General features: G+C 59.1%; 12 protein-coding genes, 1 pseudogene and 1 other annotated feature. Of the genes and pseudogenes, 1 reads left to right on the top strand and 12 read right to left on the bottom strand.

What is annotated here, in order from left to right; genetic code table 11:
* From C722_RS0101180 to C722_RS25580, 6 genes are all read right to left on the bottom strand, one after another.
* Positions 1-717, bottom strand: a 717-nt coding sequence (locus tag C722_RS0101180) for a class I SAM-dependent DNA methyltransferase (protein WP_017638736.1), incomplete at its 3' end; no start/stop codon positions are given.
* A 59-nt stretch (positions 718-776) separates the two neighbouring features.
* Positions 777-2186 carry a DNA-processing protein DprA gene (locus C722_RS0101175; protein WP_026083561.1) on the bottom strand — a complete coding sequence of 470 codons (1410 nt, stop codon included), beginning with the start codon at positions 2184-2186 and terminating at the stop codon, positions 777-779.
* The gene (locus tag C722_RS0101170; RefSeq protein WP_017638734.1) at positions 2183-4261 is read right to left on the bottom strand and encodes a RecQ family ATP-dependent DNA helicase; all 2079 of its coding nucleotides are present in this window, start codon (positions 4259-4261) and stop codon (positions 2183-2185) included. Before C722_RS0101170 ends, C722_RS0101175 begins: the two co-directional genes overlap by 4 nt.
* A gap of 4 nt (positions 4262-4265) precedes the next feature.
* On the bottom strand, positions 4266-5168 hold the full coding sequence (locus C722_RS0101165; protein WP_017638733.1) for a YafY family protein: 903 nt from the start codon (positions 5166-5168) through the stop codon (positions 4266-4268).
* Positions 5169-5378: 210 nt separating this feature from the next.
* Entirely contained in the window at positions 5379-7529 is a 2151-nt protein-coding gene (locus tag C722_RS0101160) for a hypothetical protein (protein WP_017638732.1), read from the bottom strand.
* 99 nt (positions 7530-7628) lie between these two features.
* Positions 7629-7802, bottom strand: coding sequence for an inovirus-type Gp2 protein (locus tag C722_RS25580; RefSeq protein WP_108116177.1), 174 nt, complete (start codon positions 7800-7802; stop codon positions 7629-7631).
* On the opposite strand from C722_RS25580, the pseudogene C722_RS0101150 reads away from it, so the two are divergent.
* Positions 7800-8863, top strand: a pseudogene (locus tag C722_RS0101150) (IS3 family transposase); the annotation flags it as partial. The gene C722_RS25580 and the pseudogene C722_RS0101150 overlap by 3 nt on opposite strands.
* Positions 7919-8035, top strand: a sequence feature (AL1L pseudoknot). (Overlaps the previous pseudogene by 117 nt.)
* A 220-nt stretch (positions 8864-9083) precedes the next feature.
* Here the strand turns inward: C722_RS0101150 and C722_RS0101145 are convergent.
* The 6 genes from C722_RS0101145 to C722_RS0101120 form a co-directional block, all read right to left on the bottom strand.
* Positions 9084-9953 (bottom strand): LysR family transcriptional regulator, encoded by an 870-nt coding sequence (locus C722_RS0101145; protein ID WP_017638729.1) that lies wholly within the window; start codon positions 9951-9953, stop codon positions 9084-9086.
* A complete protein-coding gene (ptxD, locus tag C722_RS0101140; protein WP_003152798.1) occupies positions 9947-10957 on the bottom strand; it encodes a phosphonate dehydrogenase PtxD in 1011 nt (336 codons plus the stop codon). Before ptxD ends, C722_RS0101145 begins: the two co-directional genes overlap by 7 nt.
* A gap of 8 nt (positions 10958-10965) precedes the next feature.
* The gene (gene phnE, locus C722_RS0101135; RefSeq protein WP_003298907.1) at positions 10966-11793 is read right to left on the bottom strand and encodes a phosphonate ABC transporter, permease protein PhnE; all 828 of its coding nucleotides are present in this window, start codon (positions 11791-11793) and stop codon (positions 10966-10968) included.
* An 8-nt stretch (positions 11794-11801) separates the two neighbouring features.
* Positions 11802-12665 (bottom strand): phosphate/phosphite/phosphonate ABC transporter substrate-binding protein, encoded by an 864-nt coding sequence (gene phnD, locus C722_RS0101130; protein WP_003117866.1) that lies wholly within the window; start codon positions 12663-12665, stop codon positions 11802-11804.
* Positions 12662-13489, bottom strand: a complete 828-nt coding sequence (gene phnC / locus C722_RS0101125; RefSeq protein WP_003117867.1) for a phosphonate ABC transporter ATP-binding protein — start codon at positions 13487-13489, stop codon at positions 12662-12664. Before phnC ends, phnD begins: the two co-directional genes overlap by 4 nt.
* A 459-nt stretch (positions 13490-13948) precedes the next feature.
* Positions 13949-14975, bottom strand: a 1027-nt coding sequence (locus C722_RS0101120; protein ID WP_017638727.1) for a DUF4113 domain-containing protein, incomplete at its 5' end; no start/stop codon positions are given.

Below are 14975 nucleotides of genomic sequence, written 5' to 3'. Positions count from 1 at the left end.
AGTGGTGAGGTTCTTCTCTTGCCCATACAACTTGCCCCACAGCCGCTTCACGTCACCATGCTGTTCCTTCACGTGCTGCACAGCGGCCAGCAACATGCCGCCGGTACCGCAGGCCGGGTCGTAGATGGTCTCGGCTTCTTTGGGATCGAGCATGTCGATCATCAGCCGCACGACGCTGCGCGGGGTGTAGAACTCGCCGGCCTTCTTGTTGGTGGCGTCGGCGAACTTCTTGATCAGGTATTCGTAGGCGTCGCCAAGCAGATCCGAATTGACGTTCTTGTTGCCGAACGGCAGCTTGGAGAAGTGCTCGATCAGGTCCTTGAGCAAGGCATCAGACAGCCGATCCTTGTTCGACCACTGGGCATCGCCGAACACGCCGTACAGGGTGTCGGGGTTGGCCTTCTCAATCTCGCGCATCGCGCGCTGAAGGGCCGTCCCGACATTGCTGGCCTTGGTGCGAACGTCGTTCCAGTGACAGTCTTCCGGGATCTGGAAGCGGTGCGACTCCGGAAACCAGGCCAGTTGCTCGTCGCCGGTCTCATCAACAATCTCCTGGTACTCCTCGTCCCAGACGTCGCAGATGCGCTTGAAGAACAGCAGCGGAAAGATGTAGGTCTTAAAGTCAGCCGCATCCACCGGGCCGCGCAGGATGTTGGCGGATTCCCAGAGGTGATTTTCGAGCTGGCCGAGGGTGATTTGTTGGGTGCTCAAACGCATGGCCCTTCTCTATCAATGCAGTCACACTGCGGCTTATGTTCTTGCTTGGTATTCATCGGTTACTCAAATAGCCGCTTTTGCTTGACGACGTAGCCCGCAGGCTTCTTCTGCTTTTCCAATACGCCTTCGTCGACCAGACGCTGTAGCCATACCTTGGCCTGTGCGCTGGAGACGTCTAGCCCGGCCGCTATTTCGGTGTCCTTCATGGGCACACTCACTAGCTGCTGAATCGCTGTGCGAACGGCCGCGAAGAGCACTTCGGCAGGGGTCGATGCCGACTGCGTAGATTCCTTGGCGGCGTCTATCGGCGCTGCGACTTCTGGTCTAACTGGCGAAAGTTCTTCGGATACATCAGCGGTGGGCTGCGTAGCAGAAATAACGTCGACCGGCGCCGATGGTTCGCTCTCGGCCTGGGGTGATGGCGCGGTTTCGCGTTGTTCAGACACCACTGGCTTGGCATTCGCCGGCATTGGCTCGTCGTTCGAAAACAGCGCTAGACCAGTCTGTGGGGATGCCGTCGGTGTCGAAACCGACACGTTGAACACATCCTCGAAGGCATCTACGTCTTGCGGGTTAGGCCAGGGAAGCGCACCTTTCTTCCGCAAACCCTCCAATCCGGTGGAAGACTCACCCGTCGATCGAATGAAGACCGGAACAAACTTGAGTTTGTCGAGCTGCTCGGCAGCACCGCTCCAAGTACCGCCTTTGTTGAGGTCGGAACTTACCACCAGTGAGGTGTCTGCCAATGCATAAATCAGCTTGTTCCGCTGCATCGCGTGGCCGACATTGAACCCCGCACTCGGGTCGTAAGGTGAAATCAGCACCAATTGACCATCGAGCAGTAGGTTGCGGTGCTCGCGATTCATGGTGGTCTTTTCCAGACTGTCCGCCAACACGCCGCATACTTTTCCGCCCGCCTCAAGGGCGCCACGCATGGCGGCCTGATCGATGCCTTTGGCACCGCCAGAGACAAGCGTTCTACCTGCCCGAGCAGCGAGCCGGCCAACTGCCATTGTGTAGTCGGTGAGGGCCTCGTCCACATGGCGCGATCCAACAACGGCAAGCCCACCGGTTTCAAGCAAAGCCATATCGCCACAACCGTAGAGCACTGCCGGAGCATCTTCACGAAGGCGCGCTTTCAGGCGGCGCGGATACTCTGCATCCGCGCGGCTGACTACCCAGATAGCACGTGCTTGCCAGCGCTCGACAACTTGGCTCAGCAGAAATCCGCGCCCTAGCAATTTCTGCAGGCGGCTTTCATCAATCACCGGTTGACACGCATGCAGGATCTCAGCTGCGTCCGGCGAGAGCAGATCCGCAGGCTGGCGCTGGATCTCGCGCAAATGACGCGCGAGACGTTTGTATTCACCAGGCGTCAGCAGATCCGATGATGCCGTGCCGCGGCCGGCAATGAGCGGCGCCGTCAGCAGCAAGATCGCCTTGGTGTTTGGTGAGAGGACTGGCGTCATTCGTCGTGCCCCGTCTGTGAAAGGGCCATCGGCCATACCTCTCCACTACCATTCTTGCGCAGCAGCCAAGCAGACACCGTCAGCGTCCAGCGGGAGTCGACCATATCATCCACCAAGAGGACTGGGCCGGGAGGAATAGGCTGGCCGTTGAGGGCGAGCGAACCATCGATGTTGCGCGCCTGTTGTGTACTGTTTGCCATCGTTTTCTGTTCGGGCCTGGCGTCTGTCTTTGCGATGACTATGTGAAACGGTAGACCCAGGGCAGCAGCCAAGCGCTGAGCGAAATCTGGTACCAAGTCGGGATGGCGAAGCGATGGAACGCAGGTCACCCAGGCCGGACCCGGCTGAGGACTCCACTCCTGAATCATCTTCACGCACGCTGCAACGAGGTCGTCAGAAAAACGGCCCTCGTGGTATTTGCCCTGTCTAACCAAGCCACCCCAACCGGCATCGCCCCAGACGCAAAGTGCTTTGCCGGGCTGTGCTTGATAGGGAATGGTGGATGCGGTGTGAATTCCGTACTGCGGCATTCCCCCCACGGGCCATTTTTTGCGAGGCTCGATGGGCAGACTTGTGCGACAAAGAAACTCCTCAGCTTCCCGAACCAGCAACTGATCTAAGTATTCTGACAGCGGCGGCAACGACGGTGGGCTGACAGTGCTTGAATCGCCATCAAGCGCATCAATCAGAAAGCCCATATGCTGCCCGAAAGGCCGAGAGACGTATTCCTGCATTTGCTGGAGTTCGGCACGCCTCAATTTGGTGAGCCGGTCTGCTCGCGCCCAGAATCCGTCTCCTAGCTCGGCTGCAGTAAGCTGCCACTTCGTACCTTGCTTGGCGATCGGCGCTGGAGATTCGAGAGAGAGTGCCGTGATAGTCTTCTCGATGCGGCTTTTGCTCATGTTCACGCAGGTCATGAGGTCAGGTATTGAAAGTCCTTCCGGCGCTTCATCAAGTGCCCCCAGGACATCGTCAACCTCTTCGCGAGTTGGGAATGCGCTACGGATAAACCAATCCGTAATTCCCTCTTCCTCATCGCCGCTCAATAGCACGCCATATGCAGATTTCAGCGCTCTTCCCGCCCTCCCAACTTGCTGGTAATAGGCGACAACTGAGCCAGGCATCTGAAAATGGATAACGAACGCTAGGTCCGGCTTGTCGTAGCCCATGCCCAACGCGGTGGTCGCCACAAGGGCCTTAACCCGATTTTCTTGCAGCGCTTGCTCCAGCTCCTCACGCCGATCACCCGCCTTACGTGTGTAGGCTTCTACTGCAAAGCCCTTGGCCTTGAGCCAATCTGCTAGCTGATTAGCATCGCGGATAGTAAGGGTATAAATGATGCCGTGTCCTGGTAGTGAGTTGAGCTGCTGTGCGATCCATGCCATACGGGCAGCTTGACTAGGCAAGCGCATCGTTTGCAGCGTCAGGGAGCCTCGATTCAAGTCACCGCGCAGCACCTTCATATTCGGGCCTAGCACAGCCACAAGGTCTTCCATAACCCGGTCGTTGGCCGTTGCAGTTGTTGCCAGCAGGCGCAGATTGGCCGGTAGCGTTCTGGCGATACGCTCCAGCAATCGGTAGTGAGGACGGAAGTCGTGCCCCCAATCCGAGATGCAATGGGCCTCATCGATAACCATCAGCGAGATTTGCCCTGCGATTCCTGCCAGCACCTCAGTGTTAAACCAGTCGTTACCCAGCTTCTCTGGCGCTATCAACAGAATGTCAATTTCATTCCTGCGGAGCTTGGCTTCAACCGCTTTCCATTCATCCTGGTTATCGGAGTTGATCGTGGCGGCGCGTACTCCCATTCGCTCGGCCGCACTAATTTGGTTCCGCATCAGCGCCAGCAATGGCGAGATCAGTAGCGCGGGCCCCGCCCCAGCCTCCCGCAGCAACTTTGTCGCGATGAAGTAGACAAAGCTCTTGCCCCACCCGGTCTTTTGCACGACCAGCAGACGACCTTTGCCTTCGACAATGTGGCGAATGGCATCTTCTTGGTCATCGCGGAAGGTTGCGTCTGCACGTCCGGAACCGATTCGAAGAAGCTCCAGTGCACGTATTGGGTCGTAGGCCACGTTATTACTCTCCCTTATTCTGGTCGGGCGCGCGGTAGCCCGGCGCCAACACAGCGTTCTTGACGCCATAAAGCGCCAGGTGATCTTTCAGCCAGAGTCTAAATTCGTGCCCGCGCAGACTATGATCCGGCGAGCAGTCGACACTCCATTTGCGCAGGATGTATCCGGCAGTGGCGGCGCGCAGTTTCATTCGCAGCACGCCGTTACGCATGCCGTAATCCATCTCGGTGATCTCCGCTCGGGGTTGATCCGGATGCGGCACCAACTCCAACTCGACGATCCGGGTCCACTGGATGTCTTGATCGCTCATTTCATGAGCCGCCACTGACTGGCCCTTGAGGACAATGGGGTGCCTGATCCGGGTGATGACGAAATCGCGGAATTCCTGCGACTTCCGGTCAAAGGCGCGGACGTGCCAGCGCAGGCCATTGTCGATCAGCGCGAACGGGACAACCTCCCGCTTGGTGCGGCCACTAGAGATGGAGTGGTACTCGATGCTAAGCGGACACTCTTGGTGAATAGCCCGAGTCACACTCGCAAGGACGTCCAGATCTGGGTGGGTGAGCCGCGACGGACTCTCGCTAGCAACCCACGCCTTGAGCCGCATCGGCTCGCCGTCACCAAATCCCTGGGTCAACCACGAGAGCACCCGCTCCGGCGGGAAGTCGAAGACCGGCCGAAAGCGTTGCCCCAGGACATATGACTTAGCCTTGGAGTCGTAATCGATGTTGCCGGGGGCTAGCTCCTTGTACAGCGCCAGATCCCTGGATGCGGCGGCAGACTGGATGCCAAACCGCGTAACCAAGTCCTGGCGGCGTATCTCCCCAGTGAATCGCACGCGCAACTCCACAAACGCGAGCCGATCGCGCTGTGGCTGGGTTAGATCTACAAGCTGTTCGTTCGACATCGTGACTGGCTCGTTCGGGTTAGCGAATCCTTGTGCTTCGTTAGCGGGATGGCACATACCCTTCCTTAGAGCACGCACATTACCCCATATTGATCACCCATGCGCTGCATTTTGATAACCACGAGAACAGATATCAGTGCGCCTACTGCCGCCAAATACCCCGCCCCAGGGCAGACAGCAGGCCGAACCTAAAGCATTGCCATCCAAGTACTAGCAAATGCCCCGCCACAGCTCGTTGGACTCGACAACTGCGACAAATCGACCAGCAGTAAACCCGTCAGGAAACAACGAAATCTGACTTTCCTCGTCAAGCTGATCTATGGTCCTGAGTAGCTGCTTCTCATCACGCAGAATAACTTCCATCGCTTCGCGGGATACCACCCTGAAGCCATCGACTGACTGGCCATCGAGCTCAATGGAGGTGTCGACGATCCAGGCACGTAGATCCGCTTCAGGCTGCTTGCCGTGATAGCCCAATCTGGCGCGTAGGTCTTGATCAGTTATCAGCGCACTGAGTACCGCCACCTGCTTGCGGCGTAACTGCCAGGCTGCCTTACGTAATGTGTTGGTGCGATGAAGCCAAACCTCATGCCTGGTCGAGCGGATATAGCCTGACTTGACCTCAAGCAGCAGTAGCACACCATCCTGGTGGCAGATCAGATCCACCTCGCCGGCATCGTCCTCTTCGGTCGCCAGTGGCCGATAACCCACCTCAACGGCAAAGCCTCGTTGCCGAAGACTCTCGGCCAACGCCAGTTCTACCCGCTGGGTTTCTGCCTGCATGTCGGCCCGACGGGCATTTACTCGCCGAAGGTTATTGATTGCTGCCGTCAGGTTGTTCTGCTGCGCGCCAACCCATGGGAACTGAAAGCTGTAGCGGCCGATTTTGTAGAAGGGTTGCTCGTACAGCCTCGGTGCAGGCATCCCGGGCTGCAGCTTCAATTGCTGGGATAGCGCTTTGAAGTCGCTGGTCCAAAACGTAAGGATGGCCTTGGCTGAATCTGCGCTGCCTTTCGGGTGTTCGTCGCAAACAGTCCAGCCTGTGATCTTGCGGATCTTTTCTGGCTCTTCGGACCAGGTCATGGGGAACCGGTTTTCCCCAGTAAGCAGGCCATTCATGGCCAAGCGCCCTAGCGCCTGGGCAAGCACGCCCGATTCTCGCAGATGACTCTGGAATGGCTGGATAAACTCTTTCTGAAAGAAAACCGAGGTCAGCTCGCTCGCCAGCATCAAGTGGTGAAGCTGAACCTGGGAACCATCACTGAGGGAGACGCGATCACCCAGGCCGTAGATTTGCTGCAGCTGCAGTTCGCTACGAATCGCCTTGATAAAGGCCAGCTGGTTCAGCTCATGATTCTCAGGCGAGCCGATGATTTGTTCAGCCATGCCGGAGAGGGCGAATTCGCGCACAGCACGATTCATCCAGTAGTGCCAAAGCAGATCACTCTTGCGCCCGGTTCGTTGCCAGCGCTCTGCTCCCGCCTTCGACTGGTTGTAGATAACCGACTCGCCCGGTTTCAGCTGATAACGGCATTCCGGATCGAAGCAGAACCAGTCGATGGAATCTTCGTAGTCGATCCGCTCTTGAGTGGCCCCGATCAAAAGGGCTAAAGACTCAAGATTTTGACGACATTTCACCACGTCAGAATTGCTGGATCCGGGAAAGATAATCGGTGACAGGTGCCGTTTCAGCGATTGTCCGAGTCGTGATTCGCTTAGGCGGAAATCCTCCTCCGAGCAAGCATGGAGCTTGTTCAGAATAATGCGGTTGTAGACCTTCCACTGCTGACCGGAAGGATCATCGGAACCGTATTCGGTAAATGCGTGGTAGGCCAGAACACTCAGGTAGGAAAACAGCTCCAGCAGCGATAAGTGCTTAAGCTGTTTTTCAGCCATGGCTATCAGCTCATCAAAAGGCCTGAGCTGATCAAGCAGGCGATCACAGACACCGAAGAAAACTTGCCACTCATTCCCGACGAGCGCCGCACGCAGCGCAAGCCACAGCGGCGATTCTGTACGCTCAAACAGCTTCGCGTAACGAATCGCCCATCTGAGGGTTTCCGGGTTATGGGTTGCGAGGTGCAACAGCAGCTCGACACTGGCTGCATTATCGAAATGCAACACCCGGCTGAGGGCCAGGCTGGTGAGATCGGCCCCAGCTACTGCATCCACATCAAGCCAAAACGATGCCGTTGCCAGGCCTTGCGCACGATCGATTGCTGACAGGTTCTTACCCGCCGGGCGTTGATCGAGGAAATGATGCAGGCTTTCATCAAGAGCACGGCCCTTGCTGATCTCTGGCTGATTCCGTTCGTATACCGACTGATAATGCTGCCGGCAGCGCTCTCCTTTGTCCGTCATCTCGCAGCGCTCATGTCAGCCTTAGATACCTGGCCGGAGCCTAAACCATTGGCAGGCCAGGATTCCATGGGCATGACGCTATCGCGCAGCAGTTAGCTACTACCCTCGGCTGGTACCGAACCCTCGTTGACGATCCCCGTAGGACTTGGTCGCTTTCTTACACAAGTAGCTGGCTCGGTAGAACAGATTATCCAGCTCATCGCCCTTGACTTGACGCTTTACTCGATCGATCAGGTACTCAGCATTCTTCGGGATGTGCACCAGCCCCGTCATCAGATCGACGCAGGCCAGCGTCCAGGCCCGACCACCGAAGAGCGCGAACGCATCAAGGCGTTGGAGCGGGAGAACCGGGAATTGCGTAAGGCCAATGAAATTCTGCGTCTGGCCAGTGCGTATTTTGCCCAGGCGGAGCTCGACCGCCGTACCAAGTCCTGAGGGCATTTGTCGATCAGCATCGTGACCGTCTCGGGGTCGAGTCGATCTGCCGTGCTTTGCAGATCGCCCCGTCCGGTTACCGCAGGCACGCGGCGCAGCAGCGCAACCCAGAACTGCGCTGTCGCCGTGCTCGGTGTGATGACGCGTTGATCCTGGAAATCCAGCGCGTATGGGACGCCAACATGCAGTGCTATGGCGCGGTGAAGGTCTGGAAGCAGCTCCGACGAGAAGGCATCGAGGCAGCCAGATGTACGGTGGAGCGGCTAATGCGGCGAGCTGGGTTGCAGGGAATTAGGCGTGGCCAGGTTGTACGGACGACGGTGGCCGGCGACAAGTCGCTGTGTCCACTGGATCGTGTTCAACGCCAGTTCCATGCTGAGCGCCCGAACCAGCTGTGGGTGTCGGATTTCACCTATGTCTCGACCTGGCAAGGCTGGCTGTACGTGGCGTTCGTGATTGATGTCTTTGCACGGCGCATCGTCGGCTGGCGAGTCAGTACCAGCATGAAGACCGACTTCGTGCTGGATGCTCTGGAGCAAGCCCTGTATGCCCGCCAGCCGCATTGCGCGGGCGGTCTGATCCATCACAGCGACCGTGGCAGCCAGTATGTCTCGATTCGCTACACCGAGCGGCTGGCAGAGGCCGGTATTGAACCCTCGGTTGGCAGCAAGGGCGACAGCTACGACAACGCCTTGGCTGAGACTATCAACGGGCTGTACAAGGCTGAGCTGATACACCGTCAATCATGGAAGAACCGCGAAGCTGTTGAGATGGCGACCTTGAGATGGGTGCACTGGTACAACCACCAGCGCCTGCTGAGCTCAATCGGCTATATCCCGCCTGCGGAGGCTGAGGCAAACTTCCACCAGCAACAAGCAAATCAGGCCATGGCGGCCTGACTTAAACGAAACGGCCTCCACAAAAGCCGGGGCGATTCAATACGTCGCTGAGCATTCTGCACAAAACATGAGTGTCCTCTAGCCGGTTCAGTCAGTTACGCATAGTTGCCACCCTTTTTAAGCAAGACGGAGTCTGTTGCAAAAAACGATCTAAGCCGTGTTTCAGCAACCTTCTCTCTAGGCTGACAAGCCAAGCGCTGGATCGCAACCATCCATCACCTTATCCAGCTAGATCTGCCTCTTCCAATAAGTGCCGCACAAATCCCGGCGGGTGCAGATTTCCGGGCGGTTTGCGCCAGATCAGTTGGAGACGCTTTTCAAGCCCCGGGATGGGAAGAGCTACCAGCGCGCCACTGCGAACTTCGTCTTGTACTGCGGAAGCCATCACCAACGACACGCCGAGTCCCGCCCTGACTGCTTGTTTGACTGCCTCGGTGCTGCCTAGCTGCATACCGCTGCGAGGCACGCCCAGCTCGCCAAAGTATTCGGTCAGAAGCCGTCCGGTACCGCTACCCGGTTCACCTCCCAGCATCGGCAGGTCCACCAGACGATCGCGTTCTATGCACCCTGCTTCAGCCAGCGGATGGTCGGGGCTGACGATAAGTACCAGCGGCTCGACCCGCCAGAGGCGGTGTTCGAAGTCGGAGTGAGGTAGCCACCATTCCATGATCGCGGCGTCGAGCTGGCCCGCCAGTAGCTGGTCGGCCACATCCGGGTTGGCGGCGATGCGCAGATCCACCTCGCCCCTCTCATTTGCGGTCGTCAGATAGCTGCGCACGAATGGCTGGAGAAGGTAGGTGCCGATGTTGGAGCTGGCCCCGACGCGCTCACTATTTCCATGCAGGGCTTCTAGCGCCCGGGCGTGCATGTCGAGCAAGGCGGTCGCATGCGGCATGAAGGCCAGCGCACGTGTGGTAGGCTGGCAGCCTCTACGACTGCGCTGCACCAGCGTTACGCCGACCTGCTCTTCAAGCTTCTGCAAGTGCTGCGACACCGTCGGCTGGGCCAGCCCCAACGCCCTCGCCGCGCTCTGAAAACTGCCTGTTTGAACGATCGCTACCAGGCTCTTCAGCCAGACCGGATTCAACATGCGGCAGGCTCGGCCTGGGGCAGACGGTTCGCAGCGTTGATTGGGCGCGCACCTGCCAACGCCTGGATGATGCTCTGCGCTGCACAACGTTCAATCTCCAGGCGCACCGCGCGCACTGCCGACCCTATGTGCGGAGTGAAGAGCGTATTCGGATGCGCGAGCAGCGCAGGATCGATCAGCCGCGGCCGGTCCGCGCGAGCCCAGTCTTCCATTTCGAATACATCCGCCGCATACCCGCCGAGCTGGCCTCGCTCAAGCGCCGCGAGCACGGCGGCTTCATCCACTACCGAACCACGACAGGGGTTTACAAGCAGAGCGCCCGGCCGTACGAGGGCAAGCAGCTCGGCGTTGACCAGATGCTCAGTATCGGCATTCAAGGGAAGCGCCAGCAGGATGAAGTCCGAGCTGGCGAAGAGTTCGCTGCACGCCACCTGGCGCAGGCCGAGCCGTTGCTCGGTTTGTGTATCCAGAGCCTTCGCCTCGTGGTACTGCAGGGTCGCGCCCCATCCCTGCAAGCGCTCAGCCATGGCCTGTCCGATGGCGCCCATGCCAAGGATGCCGACCGTCGCGTTATCCAGCCCCGTGCCGTAGAACTGTGGTTGCCAGCCCTGGAACTCGCCAGAGCGGACGAACGCATCTGCTGCGCGCAGATGCCGCCCCAGCCCCACCGCCAGTCCGATCGCCAGCTCGGCAGTCGGGACCGTCAACAGATCAGGCACGAAGGTCAACCAGACCCCGCGGGCAGTACAGGCGTCCACATCGAAATTGTCGAAGCCCTTGAGCGCGCAGCCGACCACACGCAGCTCGGGGCAGGCTTGGAGAAATTCTGCATCGACCCGATCGGGCATGAACGCCATCATCGCCTGAGCATCGCGGCAGCGGCGCAGAATTTCCTCGCGCGTCAGCGTGCTGTCGCTCTGGTTGGTCATCAGCTCGCAATGTGGCGCCAGCAGTTGCAGGATCTCATCGTGTACTCGGTGAGTTATAACGAGTTTCGGCAGCATGGTTTGTCCTATTTGAAACGTTTGCGCAGCACGCCACTGAAGGCGTCTACTAGCGTGACCATGGCCAGGATGACCAGCAGGATTGCTGCAACCTCCTGGTACTGCATGATGCGCAGCGAGCCCATGAGTTCGAAGCCGATACCGCCGGCGCCAACCATGCCCATCACGGTGGAGGCGCGAAAGTTGTATTCCCAGCGGTAGATCGCCACGTCGGCGAACTGCGGAGTCACCTGTGGCAAAACCGCGTGCAGCAGCACTTGCATCGGCGTAGCCCCCGCCGCCCGAGCGGCTTCCACCGGCGCTTCGTCGACGTGCTCGATGGCCTCGGCGAAGAACTTGCCGACCATGCCGATCGAATGCAGACCCAGGGCAAGCACGCCCGGCAAGGCGCCGAACCCTACGGCTGCAACGAAGATGATGCCCATGATCAGCTCCGGCACCGACCGCAGGGCATTGAGCAGCACCCGGGCAACACCGAACACAAGGGGGTGCGGCGCCGTATTGCGCGCTGCAACGAAGGCCACCACCAGCGAGAACACCACTGCGATGGCCGTGCCGGCGATGCTCATCGCCAGCGTGTCGATCAACGGGCGAATCCAGCTTCGATAGCCCGAAAAGTCTGGCGGCATGGCCTCGCCTGCCAGGGTCGCGATGGAGGGCAGCCCGTTCAGCAGCGTGGTGGCATCGAGCAGCCCCACGTACCAGCAGGCCAACAGCACCACTCCGAGTACAATTGCCACCTGCCCCAGCTGGCGCCACCAACCGAGGCCGAAGCCTCGAAGGATGTGCTCGCGTTGCTCTGCAGGCAGCGCCTGCACGTCATGATGAGTAGACATATCGGTGCTCACATCGTGGCGAAGTCGAGGCCGAGCAGCGATCCCATGTTGCGAATCACATCGTAGTCGGCGTCGGTGATTGGCGCGAAGGCCTCGGCTTTGAAGTTGCGCAGCACTTCGGGATCGTCGATACCGACGAATACATCCCGCACCTTGGTTTTCAGCTCGGGGCTCAGGTTCGAGCGCATCGCCCAGGGGTATTGGGGATATTCGCCGCTGTAACCAAGTACTTTCACCTTGCTCGGATCGATTAGGCCACGTTCGGCTACTTGATTGAAAATTACCTCCGACAGCCCACCCGCATCGGCGTTTCCGTTCGCCACGTTGACGGCAACGGCGTCATGCGTGCCCACAAAATGTTGTTCGTAGTCCTGCCCACCCGTCAGCTCGGCCGTCTCAAGAAGCACGGTTTTGGGAATCAGATGGCTGGACGTCGATGCCCGGTCACCATAGGCCATCTTCTTGCCCTTAAGGTCGGCATACTCATTCACGCCTGACGCCACATTGGCGATAATCACTGAGCGATAGGTCGGCTTGCCGTCGATGACCATGGCAGCGAAGGGCTCGATGTCGCTTTTGCTTTTGGCCATGACGTAGGACAGCGGACCGAAATACGCCAGGTCGATACGGCCAAAGCGCATCGCCTCAATCATCGAGGAATAGTCGGTGGTTACGATCAGCTGCACCTTCTTGTCCAGATGCTCTTCCAGATAATCCTTCAGCGGCTGGTTTCGCTTGATCAACTCCGAGGCGTTTTCGTCCGGCAGCAGCGCAACCTTTAGCACATCCGGATCGGCATCGGCCGCTACGGCGGACAGACTTGAAACAGCGGACAGCAAACAGGTCAATAAGAGAGCGGATAAGCGTTTCATCGGGACATCTCCAGTGAAGGTGCGAGCATGACAGGGGTTTCAGCCGGAGCAGTTGCTGGCTGAGTCGTAGAGCGGCCTGCATAGATGCGCTCAAGCTGCGCATCGGTGAGTTCCGAGGGCGCGGCATCGAAAACGATCTGAGAATCGGCCAGCCCGACGACGCGATCGGCGAAGCGGCGGGCATATTCGAGTTGATGCAGCGAAACGATGGCGGTGATGCCGTCTTCCTTGCAGATGTCGCGCAGCAGTCCGAGAACACGGACCGAAGTGGCCGGGTCGAGACTGGCTACCGGCTCATCGGCAAGAATGATCGCGGGCTGTTGCGCTAGCGCACGCGCGATGCCTACCCGCTGCTGCTGGCCACCGGACAGTTTGTCCACCCGGCTTAGCGCCTTGTCTGCCAGACCGACCCGAGCGAGGCAACTGAGCGCAATCTCCTGATCGGCACGCGGCAGAGGAAACAGCGAGCGGAGCGTGTTGTGAAAGGCCAGCCGACCGGTAAGCACATTAGCCAGTGCGCTTTGACGTTCGATTAGCTGGTGGTGCTGAAAGATCATGGCGGTACGCCGACGATGCTGACGCAAGGCCGAGCCGCTGCCGAGCTCACCGAGCTCGCTGGTGACACTGCCGCGAGTGGGCGTGACGAGTCGATTGAGGCTACGGAGCAAGGTCGACTTGCCTGCGCCCGAGAGACCAAGCAGCACGGTGAACTCACCACGCCGAAATGCAATCGAGGTATCGCGTAGGGCTGTCACGCCGCCTGGGTAGACGACGCTCAACCGGTCGACCCGCAGCACGGCGTCCTGTATCGGATGGGGCGTCATTTGATCACCTTTCGCAATATTGCTGGCCACACAATTGCGGTTCGCGATGCAAAGGGTAGAAATTCCTTGTTAACGCACTGCTTCTAAATGATGACATTTCGATGAATGCTTCGAATCTGCCGTAGCGGGGCGGCAAGCGAAGCCGTGGAAGAACGGGCGCAACGTAGCGTCTTTCTTCACGCGGGATACAGGAGGCTTTGATTGCCTGGATGTTGCGCAGCCTGCTGGACGACTGATCTACACATGCTATGCGCCGATGCAAACGGGTAGCTTAGGCTGCCCGCTTTCATCCGCCTCAGGCTGCAAAAATGCTTCCGCCGTCGGAATCAAAGCTTCGGGTTGCAGGTTATTGATCGGACTAGGGTGAATCCCCTTCAAGCGCTCTCACGTGCGTTTGAGATCCTACGACTGAACGGGTGCTTCTGGCCGATCGCTGTCACTCAGCAATCCAAGCAACGCTCATCTCACGACCATTAACTCATCCCATCTCGTCGTGTACCGCTGCGACATCATCTCGCGCCGCATCGCCCACTCAGGGGCGACGGGGATGCGACCGAGTCGCAATGTCCCCCTGCCCTCGCTGGCGTTGATACGGTCGATTACGGCCATCAGCCGATCAGCGGCAGGGCGAGGTGCGGCCGTGAATAGGTCGCCTGTGAATTCCCCACGCCGGCGCAGGTCCATCAGCAGCACCTCAGCTTTGCTGTAGGCATAGCCGGGGCGGTAGACAGCATCCAAGCCGCGAATCGCCGCTGCGGCGAGCACGCGGGTGTCGTCGGTGGGGTACGGTAACGGGCAGTTTATGCAGTTGGCGTAGCGCGGCTGGTCGGGGTTATGCATGCCGGTGCGAATGGCTACCTGCAGGGCACCGGCAAGGCTACCCTGCGCGCGCATCTCTTCTGCCGCCTTGGACACGTAGGCGGCAACCGCCTCGCGGATCGGCGGTAACTCGCGCACCCGAGCACCAAACATCTTGCTACTGCAGATTATCTGCCGCGGCGGCACGGCCTCCTCAAGCTGCAGGCACGAGATCCCGCGAAGTTCGCGGGCTGTTTTTTCCAGCACTACACTGAACTGTCGGCGAAGTGACGCGGGGTCATACTGGGCCAGGTCCCAGGCCGTCTTGATGCCCAGCGGCTGAAGCCGGGCGGTTAGCCGGCGGCCGACGCCCCACACTTCGCTCACGTCAGTCATCTGCAGCAGGCGATCGAGCCTAGATGGATCGCGCAGGTCAATTACCCCTTCCGATTTGCGCCAGGTCTTGGCCGCCCAGTTAGCCAGCTTGGCTAGCGTCTTAGTGGGCCCGATGCCAACGCCCACTGGGATGCCTGTCCAAAGCAGTACCCGAGCCCTTGCCTCGCGTCCCAGCTCGACCAAGTCACTCTGCAGACCAGTCAGATCGGCGAATGCCTCGTCGATGCTGTACACCTCCAGCCGCGGAAACATCCCCTCGAGCGTTGTCATCACACGCGCGCTCATCTGACCG

It is taken from the genome of Pseudomonas sp. 313, from assembly GCF_000316965.1.
Classification (GTDB): Bacteria; Pseudomonadota; Gammaproteobacteria; order Pseudomonadales; family Pseudomonadaceae; genus Chryseomonas; species Chryseomonas benzopyrenica.
Note: the sequence above shows the minus strand (reverse complement) of the source record. Positions and strands in the feature narration are given on the sequence as shown.